This is a genomic window from Paracoccus sp. 08, from assembly GCF_024105395.1.
GTDB classification, from domain to species: Bacteria; Pseudomonadota; Alphaproteobacteria; order Rhodobacterales; family Rhodobacteraceae; genus Paracoccus; species Paracoccus marcusii.
In genome coordinates this window covers 1-13899 of the sequence record NZ_WEKR01000043.1, presented here as the reverse complement: position 1 = coordinate 13899, position 13899 = coordinate 1, and the positions used below count along the sequence as shown (strand labels likewise).

Here is a 13899-nt window from a genome sequence, read left to right as displayed (position 1 = left end):
GCGCAGACGTGCCAAGTGGCGCGGCCACAGGGGGATACGGCCGTCCGCCTCGGCGCGCATGGTCTCGAAGACGGTCAGACCGTCGGGGATCGGCCCAAGAATGCGGCCTTGCACAGTGCTTCCTCCCATTCGGACCCGGCTTGGCTGTCATGCACGATGCCGCCGCCGACATTCAGGCGCAACCGCCCCGGCGTTTCCACCCAAGGCGACCGGATCGCCACGTTGAACCGCATTGGCCCCGCCGGATCGACCCATCCGATGGCCCCGCAATAGACCTCGCGCGCGGCGCCCTCCAGATCGGCGATGATCTGCATCGACCGGACCTTGGGCGCTCCGGTGATCGACCCGCAGGGAAACAGCGCCGCCAGGATCTGAGCCAGCCCCGCGTCGGGCACCAGCTGACCCTGCACTGTCGAGACCATCTGATGCACGGTGGCATAGGTCTCGACATGGAACAGCTGCGGGACGCGAACGGTGCCGGGCAGGCAGATGCGGCTGATGTCGTTGCGCAACAGATCGACGATCATCAGGTTCTCGGCCCGGTTCTTGGCCGATCCATGCAGCGCCCGCGCGGCCTGCGCGTCATTTGCCGGGGTGTCGCCGCGGGCGGCCGTGCCCTTCATCGGGCGGGTGGTGATGCGCCTGTCGGCATCGACGGCAAAGAACAGCTCGGGCGAGCGTGACAGGACGACCGGCCCACCCAGATCGACAAAGGCCCCCTCGCCCACCGGCTGTCGGGCGGCCAGCGCGGCATAGATCGCCAGGGGATCACCCTCGACCTCGGCCTGCAGCGGGAATGTCAGGTTGATCTGATAGGTATCGCCCGATTCGATCAGTCCGTGCACGGCCGCGATGGCCGCGTCATAGCGCGCGCGATCCCACAGGGGGCGCACCGCGCCGATGGCGACGCCGTCGGGTGACGGCAGCGGATCCGCGGGATGGGCGCCATCAAAGACCCCCATCAGGATCAGCGGCATTTGCCGGTCCGCAGGCATCAGCCCGGCCAGCCGCGGGATCAGCGCGTGACCCAGTTCATAGGACAGATACCCCGCCAGCCAGCAACCCCGCTCGGTCGCCGCCTGCATCGCGGCCAGGGCCGGGCCCACGCCCGCCGCGCTGTCCGCCCGGATGATCGCCTGCGGGGCGCGGAACAGCGTGCCGTCGCCCAGGGGCCCGGTGTCGAACCGGATCTGCCCGCCCGTCACGTGGCGGCCTTTTTCGCGGCGGCGCGGCCTTCCTTGATCTTGGCCGCCAGATCGCGCGCCACGGCGAAGGCGCCCTTGATGCGTTCGCCGTCGGTGGCGAAGTCGCGCTTCAGCACGACCTTGTTGTCGGTGACCTTGGCGGTGCCGCGTTCGTCGGACAGGAAATCGACCAGCCCGGCGGGGTTGGGGAACTTGTCCTGATGGAACTGGACCGTGATGCCCTTGGGGCCCACGTCCAGCTTGGCGATATTGGCGCGCTTTGCCATCGCCTTGATGCGGATCACCAGCAGCAGCGTGTTCACCTCCCGCGGCAGCGGGCCGAAGCGGTCGATCAGTTCCGCCGCAAAGCCCTCCAGCTCGACCTTGGTCGTCAGGTCGGCCAAACGTCGGTACAGACCCAGCCGCACGTCCAGATCGGGGATATAGCTGTCGGGAATGGTCACCGGCACGCCCAGGTTCAGCTGCGGCGCCCATTCATCCTCGGGCGTGCCCTCCAGCTCTCCCGATTTCAGCTTGGCGATCGTCTCCTCCAGCATGGCCTGGTACAGCTCGAACCCGACCTCCTTGATGTGGCCCGACTGCTCCTCTCCCAGAAGGTTGCCGGCACCGCGCAGGTCAAGGTCCTGGGACGCCAGGTTGAAGCCCGCGCCCAGGCCGTCGATGTTGCCCAGGAACTTCAGCCGCCGCATGGCCTGCGGCGTCAGCGGCGCACGCGGCTTGGTGGTCAGGTACGCATAGGCCCGCGCCTTGGAACGACCCACGCGACCGCGGATCTGGTACAGCTGCGACAGGCCGAACATGTCGGCGCGCCAGACGATCATCGTGTTCGCGGTCGGGATATCCAGCCCCGATTCGACGATGGTCGTCGCCAGCAGCACATCGTGGCTGCCGTCGTAGAAGGCGTTCATGCGGCTGTCCAGGTCGCCCGCCGCCAGCTGGCCATGCGCCACGATATAGGACAGCTCGGGCATGTTCTCGGTCAGCCAGTGCTCGATCTCGGGCAGGTCGGTCAGGCGGGGCACGACAAAGAATGACTGCCCACCGCGATACTTCTCGCGCAGCAGCGCCTCGCGGATGGTGACGGTGTCGAATTCGCTGACATAGGTGCGGATCGCCAGGCGGTCGACCGGCGGCGTGCCGATCACCGACAGGTCGCGCACCCCCGTCAGCGACAGCTGCAGCGTGCGCGGAATGGGCGTCGCGGTCAGGGTCAGCACGTGAATGTCGCTGCGCAGCTCCTTGAGCCGCTCCTTGTGGCCGACGCCAAAATGCTGCTCCTCGTCGATGATGAGCAGGCCAAGGTTCTTGAACCGCACGCCCTTGGCCAGCACTGCATGAGTGCCCACGACGATGTCCACGCTGCCGTCCGACAGGCCGGTGCGGGTGGCCGACGCGTCCTTGGCGCTGACAAAGCGCGACAGCGGGCGGACGGTGATGGCGGTGCCGCGAAACCGTTCGACGAAGCTGCGGTAATGCTGGCGGGCTAGCAGGGTCGTGGGGGCCACGACGGCGACCTGCATCCCCTGGCTGGCCGCGATGAAGGCCGCGCGCATGGCGACCTCGGTCTTGCCGAACCCCACGTCGCCCACGATCAGGCGGTCCATCGGGCGGCCGATGGCCAGATCGCCGGCCACGTCCTCGATGGCGGACAGCTGGTCGTCAGTCTCGCTATAGGGGAAGCGCGCGGCAAAGGCCTGCCAGTCGTGATCGTCGGGCTCCAGCACCGGGGCGGGACGCAGCAGGCGTTCGGCGGCGACGCGCATCAGCTTGTCGGCGATCAGCTTGATGCGTTCCTTCAGCTTGGCCTTGCGGGCCTGCCAGGCTCCGCCGCCAAGCCGGTCCAGCAGGCCCTCCTCGTGGCCGTACCGCGACAGCAGCTCGATGTTCTCGACCGGCACGAACAGCCGGTCGCCGCCTGCATATTCCAGCGCCACGCAGTCATGCGGCACCTTCATCGCCATGATCGTCTCGATGCCGGTGTATCGGCCGATGCCGTGTTCGACATGCACGACCAGATCGCCCGGCGACAGGGTCTGGGTATCCTTCAGGAAGTTGTCGGCCTTGCGCCGTTTCTTGGCGCCACGGATCAGCCGGTCGCCCAGCACATCCTGTTCCGAGATCACCGCCAGCCGCCCCAAGGCGCTGCCGTCGGCCACGAAACCCTCGTCCAGGGGCCAGACGGTCAGGCCGATGCTGCCCGGCTGGTCCGGCAGGTCGCGGATGTCCGCGATGGGCTTGGCCCCGGCCAGCCCCTCGTCCGTCAGAAGACCGGACAGGCGTTCGCGTGCACCGTCGGAAAAGCTGGCGATGATGACGCGGTGGGTGCGCGCCAGCGCCTTGACGTGATCGGCAAGCGCGCCGAACAGGTTGATCTGCTCGGCCTGGCGTTCGGGGGCAAAGTTGCGCCCCTGGCGGCCGCCCGCGTCCAGGACGCCCGGCCCGGGCGGCTGCTGCAGGACCGAAAGGCGCAGCACCCGGTGCGGGGCCAGCCAGGCGTCCCATTCGGCATCGGTCGGAAACATCGCGTCGGGCGGCACGGGCTTATAGACCGTGTCGGCCCTCCCCTTGGCGGCCATCGCGGCGCGACGCGCCTCGAACTGCTCGCGGATCATCGTGCGGCGGGCGTCGATCACCTGGCCGATGTGATCGTCCAGCACCACCGACGCGCCGGGGGCATAGTCGAACAGGCTCTCCATCCGGTCGTGAAACCACGGCAGCCAATGTTCCATGCCGGCCGTCTTGCGGCCCGCGCTGACGCTTTCGTACAGCGGGTCGCTGGTCCCGCCGCCGTATTCGGTGCGATAGCTTTGCCGGAACCGGGTGATCGAGGGTTCGTCCAGGATGACCTCGGACATCGGCGCCAGCTCGATCCGGTCCAACTTTTCGGTGGTGCGCTGCGTGTCGGGATCGAACCGCCGCGCGCCGTCCAGCACGTCGCCGAACAGGTCCATGCGGATCGGCCCGGTGGTGCCGGGGGGATAGATGTCGATGATGCCGCCGCGAATCGCGTAATCGCCCGGGTCGGTCACGGTCGCGGTCTGCGCGAACCCCATGCGCACCAGGAACTCGCGCAGGGCGGCCTCGTCGATGCGGTCGCCCACGCGCGCGATGAAGGCCGTGCCGCGGACCAGATCGCGGGCCGGCACACGCTGCAGCACCGCATTCAGCGTGGTCAGCAGGACGAACGGTCCCTTGATGCGCCCCTGCGCCAGCCCCGCCAGCGTCGCCATGCGCGCGGCCTGAACCTCGGGCGCCGGAGAGATGCGGTCATAGGGCGTCGTGTCCCAGGCCGGGAAATCCAGCACCGGCAGATGCGGCGCCATGAAGGTCAGCGCCTGGCGCATCGCCTCCATGCGACGGTCGTCGCGGGCCACGTGGATCACGGGCGCGCCACGGTTCTCGGGTCGCGCCGCCTCGCGCGCGATCAGCGCGGCGTCATAGCCTTCGGGCGCACCGGACAGGATCAGCTTGTCGGACATGGATGCTGACCTAAGCGGCTGCGCGGGGAAGTCAAGCGGGCTAGAAGCCAACGGGATGCAGGACCGTCCACAATGCCCCCCACAACGCCGTCACCGCGACCGCGATCATCGACAGGATCGTCACGAAGCGCTTGTGCCAGACCATCGCGCGGGCCGCATCGCCCGCCGCCTGCGACACGGGCGCGCGCCCCTCCTGCGCGGCATGGACCAGCGGCACCAGACGCCGCGCCAGGCGCACGCGCATCCAGAACAGCACCCAGAACGGCAGCAGCAGCAGCGTCAGCGCCTGCGCCATCTCCAGCCAGAAGACGAACCCCAGCACCGCCAGCGAGGTCATCAGGAAGCTGGTGACGCCCAGAAAGGCCGCCCCCTCGCGCGGGCGCAGCTGCCAGCGGGGCAGGATCAGCGACAGCCAGTCCAGCAGCGTGATGACCGCCGGTCCCTGCGCATCGTCCCCCACCAGCGACGCCCGGGCGCGGGCCAGCACCTCGGTCGGGATGCCCAGCACGCTGCGGCCGGCGACCGACCACATGCCGATCAGCACAAGCCAGAACCAGATCGTCGAAAAGGACCGGCTGCCCAGAAGCCCGATCAGGTTGTCGAATTGCGGCACGGGCAGTTCCTTGTCCTTGTCTGCGCGCGACCTTAGAACGGGTTTCAACCAAGGAAAAGCGGCACGGTTGCCCCACCCCAGACAGGAGGCCCCCATGGCCAGTCCCATCATCGCCCCCTTCCCCGCCGGCCGCCTGCGCCGGCTGCGCCGCAACGCCAACATCCGCGCGATGGTGTCGGAACGGAACCTGACCCCCGCCAACCTGATCTGGCCGATCTTCGTGACCGAGGTCTCCGGCGCCGAGGGCGAGATCGCCTCGATGCCCGGGGTCGAACGCCTGACCCTGGACGGCGCGCGCCGGGCGGCGGAACGGGCGGCGCGGCTGAACATCCCCGCGATCTGCATCTTTCCCCATTCCGACCAGGCCAGCCGCACCGACGACTGCGCCCGCGCATGGGATCCCGACAATATCGGCAACCTGGCCATCCGCGCGGTCAAGGAGGAGGTCCCCGATCTGGTCGTGATGACCGACATCGCGCTGGACCCCTATAACGCCAACGGCCATGACGGGCTGGTCCGGGACGGAGAGATCCTGAACGACGAGACCATCGAGGCGCTGGTGCGCATGGCGCTGGTCCAGGCCGATTGCGGCGCGGACATCCTGGGGCCAAGCGACATGATGGACGGGCGCATCGCCGCCCTGCGCGCCGCCCTGGAACGCCATGACCACAAGAACGTCGCGATCCTGTCCTATGCCGCGAAATTCGCCAGCGCGTTCTATGGGCCGTTCCGCGACGCGGTGGGTGCGTCGGGCCGGCTGGTGGGTGACAAGAAGACTTATCAGATCAACCCCGCCAACCGCGGCGAGGCGATCCGCTGCGTCGCGCGCGACCTGGCCGAGGGCGCGGACATGGTCATGGTGAAACCCGGCATGCCCTATCTGGACATCTGCCGGGCCGTGAAGGACGAATTCGGCGCGCCCACCTTCGCCTATCAGGTCAGCGGCGAATACGCGATGATCGAGGGGGCGATCCGCAACGGCTGGCTGTCGCGCGACGCGATGGTGGAAAGCCTGCTGGGCTTCCGCCGCGCGGGATGCGACGGGGTGCTTAGCTACTTTGCGCCGACGGTGGCCGAAATGCTGGCATGACGCCGGTGGCTGGCGTATCTTGCGCGCCAACGGGCCGAGACGAGCCCCGCACCCCGACACGAGGCGACACATGACCCACCCGATCCACCTGTCCCGTCGCAACCTGCTGCTGACCGGGGGCGCGGCTCTGCTGGCCGCCGGCTGCAGCAACGCGGTCGGCAGCGACGCGGCCGCCCAGCTGGATGCGCGCGTCGACCAGACGCACCAGTATCTGGTGACCACCTATCCCGCATCCCAACCCCTGCTGCAGAACGCCCGCGGCGTGCTGTACATGCCCCTGATGACCGAGGCCGCGCTTGGCTTTGGCGGCGCCTATGGCCAGGGCGCGCTGCGGATCGGCGGGCAGACGGTCGACTATTACTCGGCCACCCGCGCGACCGTCGGGCTTCAGGCGGGTGCGCAGCAATACGCGCATGTGCTGATCTTCCAGGACGAACAGGCGCTGACCGCGTTCCGCGCGGCACCGGGCTGGACCGCGGGTGCCGGGGCCTATTACGCGCTGCCGTCGGGCGGCATGGCGGTGGGTGCCGATACGTTCAGCGCCCAGTTCCCGGTCGTGGCGATGATCTTCGGCCAGTCGGGCCTGATCGCCGGTGCGGCGATCGAGGGGACGAAATACACCCGCGTCATCCCCTCGGCCCTGCCCAACGTCCAGTTCGGCAATCTGGGCCTGCCGCCGATGGGCGTGCAGGGCTAGGACCGCGACACCAGCGCCCCGCGGTCATCGGCCAGCCCGATGACCATCGCGGCCTCGAACCCGCCCTCGACCTGCGTGACCTCGGCATAGGCGCCCTGCCCCGCGCGGCGCGCGATGCCGTCCTGATCGTTGAAGATCCGCCCCCGCGTGCTGTCGCGGGCGTAATCGGGCAACTGGTCGAAGACCGCACGGCTGAAGCGGTCGGGAAAGAAGATCTGACCGGTCAGCAGGTCGCGTTCCCCCAGCAGCACCTTGAAATGCACATGCGCCGTGCGGCCCTTATACCATCCGGGCCAGATGGTGCGGAACGCCGCCCGCCCGGCCTGGTTGGTCACCTGTGCGCCGCGCAGGAAGGTCTCTCCGCTCAGGTCGCCCTGCTGCTGGCCGGGATAGCCGCTGTAGTTGCCCTGCGCATCGCAATGCCAGACATCCACCCGCGCGCCCTGGATGGGCCGGCAGGCCGCATCCGCCACCTGCAACCGCAGCGCCAGCGGATAGCCCGCACGCCCGTCGCGGATGTCGCCGCGCATCAGGCGCGGATCGAAGTAGAACGGCCCCTGCGTCGTTGCCGGGGTCACCTGGCAGACGTTCGCGGCGATCAGCCGGGCGGCACGGGCATCCTGGGCCAGCGCCTGCCCCACCGCCCCGATGCCCAGGACGGACGGCGCGGCGATGGCCAGGCTTCGCAACAGCTGACGGCGGTCGATCATCGGGCATCTCCTGTGGTCGGGATGCCATGATGCCCGGCAGGGCGCGCGGGCAAAGTCACATTGCCGTCAGGCGCCCTCGGTCGAGGTCAGATGCCGCAGGCCGTGCGTCACGTCGGCCCGCACCGCCAGGCGCAGCGCGGGCTCGTCACCGGCGCGCAGCGCGGCCAGGATCATGCGGTGATGGCGCGGCGGTTCGTTGCGCCGCACACGACCATAAAGCGCGCGCATCGTCGGTCCCAGCTGCAGCCAGATCGTCTCCAGCATGGCCAGCATCGCGGGAGCCTGCGCCCGCAGATACAGCATGCGGTGAAAATCGAGGTTACAGCGGATATAACCCACGGCATCGTGGCGCTCGACGGCATCCGCGATCCGCCCGTTCATCACCGCCAGACGGTCGATCAACGCGAAATGCGCCCGCGGCAGGGCGCGGGCGGCCAACTCGGGCTCGATCAGCGCGCGCAGGGCGGCCAATTCCTCGATCCGGTCGTCGGACAGGGCGGGCGTGGCCACGCGTCCCGATCCCGACAGGGTCAGCGCGCCTTCGGCCACCAGGCGGCGCACGGCCTCGCGCGCGGGGGTCATCGACAGGTTGTGATCGCGCGCGATGCCGCGCAGCGTCAGCGCCTTGCCCGGCGGCAGTTCCCCCAGCATGATCTGACTGCGCAGGCTGCGATACAGGCGTTCATGGGCGGTGGGGTCGGTCGGGCTCATGGCCATGATGTGATCACAAATCCGGGCTGCGTCAATCGCGGAACCGCCACAGCATCAGATCGCCCCCCTGCGCGCGCAGCCACGCCCGATGCGGGGCATGACCGGGCATCAGCGCCTCGACCTGGGCCCAGAACCGAGTCGAATGATCCATATGCGCCAGATGCGCGACCTCGTGCGCCGCGACATAATCCAGCACGACCGGCGGCGCCATCGCCAGGCGCCACGAGAACATCAGCCGCCCGTCATGGGTGCAGCTGCCCCACCGGGACCGCGTGTCGCGCAGGGCGATGGCGGCATAGGGGCGCCCCAGTGCCTCCGCGAACCGGTCGCAGGCCACCCGCAGGCGCAGCATCGCCAGATGCTTCAGCCAGGCGGCCGCAACGGCGCCCGCCGGGCGTCCTTCGGGGATCAGCAGGCGGTCGTCCTGAACCTGGGCGCGCCGCACCGGCGCCGGTGTCAGGATCAGCGCCCGCCCCTCGACCGGCAGGGCCGCGCCGGACACCGCCGCCTGTCGCAGGGGCAGCCGGCCCACCGCCGCGCGCAGCCAGTCCCGGCGCGACCGCGCGAAATCCTGCCCGTCGGCCAGGGGCACCCCCACGGGCAGGGTCAGCACCGCGCCCGACCCGTCGCGGGGCACGCGCAGGGTCATCCGCCGTGCGCGCGGCGAGCGCCGCAGACGCACCGCCAGCCCCTCTTCGATGATGATCTGCTGATCGCCGCTTGCCATGCCCGCCTTGGCCTGCCAGATAAAGCCTTTGACACCCCTTGGCCTCTGTGGCAGGGGATCACCCGATTTCCCCTAATCGCGGCTGAAGGAGAATACCATGCCCAAAGAGGAATGGGGCACCAAACGCCTGTGCCCGCATTGCGCCACCCGCTTTTACGACCTGAAGGCAGATCCGATGACCTGCCCGGCCTGCGGGAACACGTTCACGGTGACCAGCCTGACCGACGGTCGTGGCAAGACGCTGGTGACCGAGAAGACGGCCGCGGCGAACGATGACGACGAACTGGTCGACGACGAAGAGGATATCGCCGACGACGCGGGCGAGATCGACGACGACCTGCTGGAAGAGGACGACGACGACGGCGACGTGTCGCTGGACGACATCGCCGATGTCGCGGGCGACGAAGAGGAATAAGACCCAAGGCCGCGCCCGAAATGGCGCGGCCTTCTTCGTTGCGGCGCATCGATGCGGAGCGCCGCGCAGGCCTGCCGGGGGAATTTCCGGAAACTGCACGGCGCCGCCGATTTTCCGCTTGCACCCCGCCGCGCCCCCTCCTATAGACCCCACACGCGGCGGCGCAGACGCGCTTCGCGGACCTCACGGTGGGGCCATAGCTCAGTTGGTAGAGCGCTTGAATGGCATTCAAGAGGTCAGGGGTTCGATTCCCCTTGGCTCCACCATTAATCAAATATCGTTTTAATTTAACAGCTTGCAGAGAAACTTCTGTCTGGCTGCCTAGGCTGTTCTGCCTAGTGTCGAAGGGCCAGTGGCCAGCCCTTCTCTCTGATTCCTTGGTGTTGCAGTCAGGCCCGCGAAACCCTGACAAGGCCCAGCCGCACGGCTTCCCGATAGCTGACCTACCCGCGCCCTTGGAGGAACATCAGGATTTCACCGTTGCCGCCGCGCCGGTGGTTCAGACCTGCGGCCTTCAAGGCGTCGGTGACCGCCTCCGGGTCGATGATGTCCAGCGACTGAGTGAACTTCTGGGCCAGCCCGTCAAAGCCTGTTGGGTCGTTGTTCATCACCATGCTTCGCACGGCCTGCTGCATCTGCCGGGCCATGCGGCTGTCGCCTTCGATGAAGTCGCCGAACATGTCGGCATCATGGACGCCCAGCGCGCCGACACGATCCATCACGGCCCCGTAGAAGCCCGCGTGGGCATCTTCCACCTGCCGGGATAGCTCGGAGGGGTCCACACCTGACTGCCGCGCCATGCGTTCGATCATCTCCGGGCTGATGCTGCCCGTCTCCACCACTGCGTTGATAGCAGCCATCTGGGCACTCTGCGGAAGAGTGTTGACCAGCGATGTCATGGCCTCCTCTGCGCTGTCGCTGGCACGGAAGGTCTCCGCCTCGTTGGGTGCAGCCTCCGATGCCGCGCTGGGTTGCGCCTGCGGCTGACCTACCGTTGTCTCTGCCCGGTCGCTCCCGGCTTTGCTACCGAAAGAAAAGCCGCCGTTGCCGTTGCGCTTGGCGAAGCCCAGCTGGGCGGCCATGTCCAACGTCATATGCCCGCCGCCCGGAATGGTCACCAAGTCAGTGCCCCTGTAGTCGCGGTTCGAGACGGGGGAGCCGGTCTAGTTTCGGACGGTGCGTTCGATACCTTCGCCGCGGACAAGCTCGGACGCTCCGACCCAGCGGCCCTCATTGCGATGGCGATAGTCGGCACTGTCGGACGGCGCACCTGCGGGTTGACTGCCGGGATGGGCAATGCCGGAGCTGGACCCGGTGTGGGCGTCTCCGCTCTCGAAGCTGCCAGTGAACGGATTGAATGAAGTTGCCATGTTTGAAGTCCTTAGGATGTGAGTTGCTGTGTGCTGATAGAGGATGCGCTGGGCCGCCTCAGGAGGACCGTGGAGTGACTGCGCGAAAGATCGGGGTAATGCTCTGAGGTTCCCTGACATTCGCCCCACGGCCCACCAGAGGCAGCCCTGAGGGGGTCTAGGTTGGGGTGTCCAAGGTGCGGCCTTCGGTGACCATCTCGGTGCGCCGGGCGGCAGCTTCTTGAGCAACTGCGCGGGTGCTGCGGAGGTGGCTTCTGCGCTTGTCCGCGGCGGTCACATAGAGGTTGTCCCGGCGCAGATTAAGGGTGTCACCATCGGTGAACCCGGCCTGCTCATCCGGCCCCAGGTCCAAGATGAGGCGGGAGATCATCAGTTTTTCAATCTGGGCCTGCCGCTTGACGGGCATGGTCGTGGAAACGTAGATGCCACTGAAGGTGTCCGCGCCCTGCGACAGCCCGTTAGCCCCGATCTCCTGCATGTCGATTCAATCGGCGGCATCCACCTTGGCGAACATGGTTCTGTTGTCGTTGAGGCAGACGGATAGGCAATGCGTGTTGGTCTTGCGGTCGAAGTAGGCGCGGGGGCGGCGCATCTTGCGAAGACGATCAAGCCGGACCAGCGTGCCGCCAGCGAGGTGCGCGGTCGCCTCTCGGTCGATCAGATCGCAGTAGTCCTCAAAGTCGATGCAACCCAAGGCACGGGCACGGGCGGGAATGAGGTCGGCAAGGGCCGGAGCCAGCGGGGTTTCTGGCAATTGGATGGTCAGGGCGCTGCGGATGGTAGCGTTAATGGTGTGATACTTTCTGGGAGTCTTTGAATTGGACATGAGAAAGCCCCGCTAGGGTGAACCTGCGGGGCGCGTTGATGGTGATCTTGACGGGTAGTTACTCGGCGGGTTCTTCGACCACCTCCGAGTGGGTGATGACAAAGCCGAGGTTGTCCAAAGCCCGGGACTCGCGGGACTCAATGCCACCAGCGACCATGCGGCTGCGCTCTTGGCGCATTTTGGCCAGAGTGACGGGGTGGACGCCCGTGGCGTCGATGATGTCCTGATCGCTCAGGGTGGAGGACTTGCGAACCAGCAACCATGCGGGGTTGGGACATGGGGATGTTTCCTTAAGGTGGGATATGAGAACATCCTGAAGCTGGCCCTGATGAAATCAGGATGCCTTCAGTTGATGCTCATGGTGGGATTGAAGGTGGCGCTTCGCTTATGAGACCCATGATGATGGATGTCTCAGAGGCGCAGCCAAGTTAGGTTGCCATATGAGGGTATCCCGAAGGTGTCCTGCCAATGGCAGGTGATGCTTCGGGGGCACCTCATGGTAAGGTGTTTGAGGTGGACTTCTTGATGATGAACGTGACGGAGTTTCGCCCGTTCGGGGGCACCTGAAGTTTCCCTACACTATAGCAAGAGGGCGGTTTGGCATTGGCCGCCGACGCGGCTGCACTTCATCGCGAAGCCATTGGAAGAAGGCCGCGGCTTCTGCCAGCCTGTATTCTGGTAAGGGCTCTTCCGGGTCTTTTCGGGTGGCTTTTACATAGACAAAAGGGCGGATTTCAGGCGGTGCCACCCAACCCTTCCGAACGACGATGTAAACCCGCGCCTCTGGCCCCCAACGCAGCCGGCAATGTTGATCGCAGCTTGCACAAGGTAGGCCCAGCGGTTCCACTCGGGGATGCCATAGGTCTCGGCCACCGCCAGCAGCTTCGGGTCTGATAGCTTGCGGCGCAGGAACCAGTGGTGATCGCGGGCGGCGGTAACGATCAGCTCCAACAAAGCGGGTCGGGCTTCGGGTCGGGCCTTGCGGTAAAGGTCATAGAGTAGAAAGCCCCGATGGCGGTTTACCTCCAGTTGCCGGGCGGAGCTTTGGCTATCGGATGCCTTCTGGGAACCCCGCGCGCTGTTCCTGGTGGCGACTCTCTAGCACCCTCTGTCGCAGAACCTCTGGTCCTTGCGGCGGGGCTGAAACTGCACGCCACACTTCGGGCAGAACGGCTCCCTGCTGTCCTACGGTGTCGCGTCCAGGGCCATCAGTCGGTGCCGTTCGCGGGAAACATCCGGGTGGCCAGAACGGGCAGCGACAGGTTCAGCGCGGCGGCGATGATCTTAGACTTGGTGATCTCCCTGCCGGTGCCTTCCACGTGGCGCTGGGCCAAGCAGTCGATCACATTGGCCACCTCGGGGCGCATCCGGGTGGTTGACCATCTGTCGCCGCTGCGGGTTTGCCCGATGGTTCCGGCAGGTGGCGCGCGGTGAGTTGTCGGAGGTCTAAGATGAACATCGGAGTGCTGCCATCGTTGCGGCTGTTGGCACGGCTGGTCATAGGTCTTGTCCTTCGTGAATGTCGTGAGACAGGATGCGAAATGGGGCCACTGGCAGTTGGGCCAGCGGGTGCTTTGAAAGGTGATGCGAGAGAGGGAGTGACGCCGGGACAGGATGCCAAACGGCACTGACCGCCCACACACTCAGGTGCGGCAGCGTCGATTTAGGTCAGGACATGAAGAAACCCGGCAGGACGTTCCTACCGGGCAGGGTTCTTTTGTGCATAAGGTGGGGATAATGTGACGGGATGCCGATCAGCCCACCGAGGCTGAATCTATGACGCGATAAACGCTGGACCGAGCAACCTCTAGGGTCAGGACCCATTAATCGGGTTTCGACCCCCTTGCCGGCGTGTTTCACGCTCCCGAACTGATGGGGGCATGCTGAGCAATCTTTTTTGGCTGAGTGACGAGCAGATGGCGCGGCTGCGGCCGTTCTTTCCAAAGAGCCATGGCCGCCCACGGGTCGATGATCGGCGGGTCTTGAGCGGGATAATCTTCATCAATCGTAATGGCTTGCGTTGGTCCGATGCGCCGCCAGAGTGTGGTCCACCGAA

The 13899-nt window shown here is 66.7% G+C and carries 16 protein-coding genes and 1 tRNA gene; 5 read left to right on the top strand and 12 right to left on the bottom strand.

What is annotated here, in order from left to right; genetic code table 11:
* Positions 1–74 precede the first annotated feature (74 nt).
* Genes GBO37_RS13350 through GBO37_RS13340 form a run of 3 tightly spaced genes read right to left on the bottom strand, consistent with a single transcriptional unit; the run spans position 75 to position 5297 of the window.
* Positions 75–1205, bottom strand: a complete 1131-nt coding sequence (locus tag GBO37_RS13350; protein WP_252929517.1) for an aminodeoxychorismate synthase component I — start codon at positions 1203–1205, stop codon at positions 75–77.
* A complete protein-coding gene (mfd, locus tag GBO37_RS13345) occupies positions 1202–4684 on the bottom strand; it encodes a transcription-repair coupling factor (protein ID WP_252929515.1) in 3483 nt (1160 codons plus the stop codon). Before mfd ends, GBO37_RS13350 begins: the two co-directional genes overlap by 4 nt.
* A gap of 40 nt (positions 4685–4724) precedes the next feature.
* Complete coding sequence (locus GBO37_RS13340; protein ID WP_252929513.1) at positions 4725–5297, bottom strand: hypothetical protein; 573 nt, start codon at positions 5295–5297, stop codon at positions 4725–4727.
* A gap of 94 nt (positions 5298–5391) precedes the next feature.
* On the opposite strand from GBO37_RS13340, the gene hemB reads away from it, so the two are divergent.
* Positions 5392–6387 (top strand): porphobilinogen synthase, encoded by a 996-nt coding sequence (hemB, locus tag GBO37_RS13335; protein ID WP_252929511.1) that lies wholly within the window; start codon positions 5392–5394, stop codon positions 6385–6387.
* Between the two features lie 70 nt (positions 6388–6457).
* Complete coding sequence (locus GBO37_RS13330) at positions 6458–7084, top strand: YSC84-related protein (protein WP_045982966.1); 627 nt, start codon at positions 6458–6460, stop codon at positions 7082–7084.
* Here GBO37_RS13330 and GBO37_RS13325 read toward each other — a convergent pair.
* The 3 genes from GBO37_RS13325 to GBO37_RS13315 form a co-directional block, all read right to left on the bottom strand.
* On the bottom strand, positions 7081–7794 hold the full coding sequence (locus GBO37_RS13325; RefSeq protein ID WP_252929509.1) for an intradiol ring-cleavage dioxygenase: 714 nt from the start codon (positions 7792–7794) through the stop codon (positions 7081–7083). The two genes, GBO37_RS13330 and GBO37_RS13325, sit on opposite strands and share 4 nt — an antisense overlap.
* A 66-nt stretch (positions 7795–7860) precedes the next feature.
* Positions 7861–8511 (bottom strand): GntR family transcriptional regulator, encoded by a 651-nt coding sequence (locus GBO37_RS13320; RefSeq protein ID WP_045982968.1) that lies wholly within the window; start codon positions 8509–8511, stop codon positions 7861–7863.
* Between the two features lie 25 nt (positions 8512–8536).
* Positions 8537–9232, bottom strand: a complete 696-nt coding sequence (locus GBO37_RS13315) for a M48 family metallopeptidase (RefSeq protein WP_252929507.1) — start codon at positions 9230–9232, stop codon at positions 8537–8539.
* 97 nt (positions 9233–9329) lie between these two features.
* On the opposite strand from GBO37_RS13315, the gene GBO37_RS13310 reads away from it, so the two are divergent.
* Together GBO37_RS13310 and GBO37_RS13305 are read left to right on the top strand one after the other, a co-directional pair.
* On the top strand, positions 9330–9647 hold the full coding sequence (locus GBO37_RS13310) for an FYDLN acid domain-containing protein (protein WP_045982970.1): 318 nt from the start codon (positions 9330–9332) through the stop codon (positions 9645–9647).
* A 190-nt stretch (positions 9648–9837) separates the two neighbouring features.
* A tRNA-Ala gene (locus tag GBO37_RS13305) sits at positions 9838–9913 on the top strand.
* 177 nt (positions 9914–10090) lie between these two features.
* Here GBO37_RS13305 and GBO37_RS13300 read toward each other — a convergent pair.
* The 6 genes from GBO37_RS13300 to GBO37_RS13275 all read right to left on the bottom strand — a co-directional run bounded on the left by GBO37_RS13300 (position 10091) and on the right by GBO37_RS13275 (position 13210).
* Positions 10091–10729 (bottom strand): hypothetical protein, encoded by a 639-nt coding sequence (locus tag GBO37_RS13300; RefSeq protein ID WP_252929505.1) that lies wholly within the window; start codon positions 10727–10729, stop codon positions 10091–10093.
* A gap of 445 nt (positions 10730–11174) precedes the next feature.
* Entirely contained in the window at positions 11175–11495 is a 321-nt protein-coding gene (locus tag GBO37_RS13295) for a hypothetical protein (protein ID WP_252929503.1), read from the bottom strand.
* 6 nt (positions 11496–11501) lie between these two features.
* The gene (locus GBO37_RS13290) at positions 11502–11843 is read right to left on the bottom strand and encodes a hypothetical protein (protein ID WP_252929502.1); all 342 of its coding nucleotides are present in this window, start codon (positions 11841–11843) and stop codon (positions 11502–11504) included.
* A gap of 58 nt (positions 11844–11901) precedes the next feature.
* The gene (locus tag GBO37_RS13285) at positions 11902–12102 is read right to left on the bottom strand and encodes a hypothetical protein (RefSeq protein WP_252929501.1); all 201 of its coding nucleotides are present in this window, start codon (positions 12100–12102) and stop codon (positions 11902–11904) included.
* 452 nt (positions 12103–12554) lie between these two features.
* Positions 12555–12797, bottom strand: a complete 243-nt coding sequence (locus tag GBO37_RS13280; protein WP_252929499.1) for a hypothetical protein — start codon at positions 12795–12797, stop codon at positions 12555–12557.
* A gap of 254 nt (positions 12798–13051) precedes the next feature.
* Positions 13052–13210, bottom strand: coding sequence for a hypothetical protein (locus GBO37_RS13275; RefSeq protein ID WP_252929497.1), 159 nt, complete (start codon positions 13208–13210; stop codon positions 13052–13054).
* Positions 13211–13726: 516 nt separating this feature from the next.
* Between GBO37_RS13275 and GBO37_RS13270 the strand changes: the two genes are divergently transcribed.
* The coding region (locus GBO37_RS13270; protein ID WP_252927593.1) for a transposase at positions 13727–13899 on the top strand (173 nt) is incomplete at its 3' end.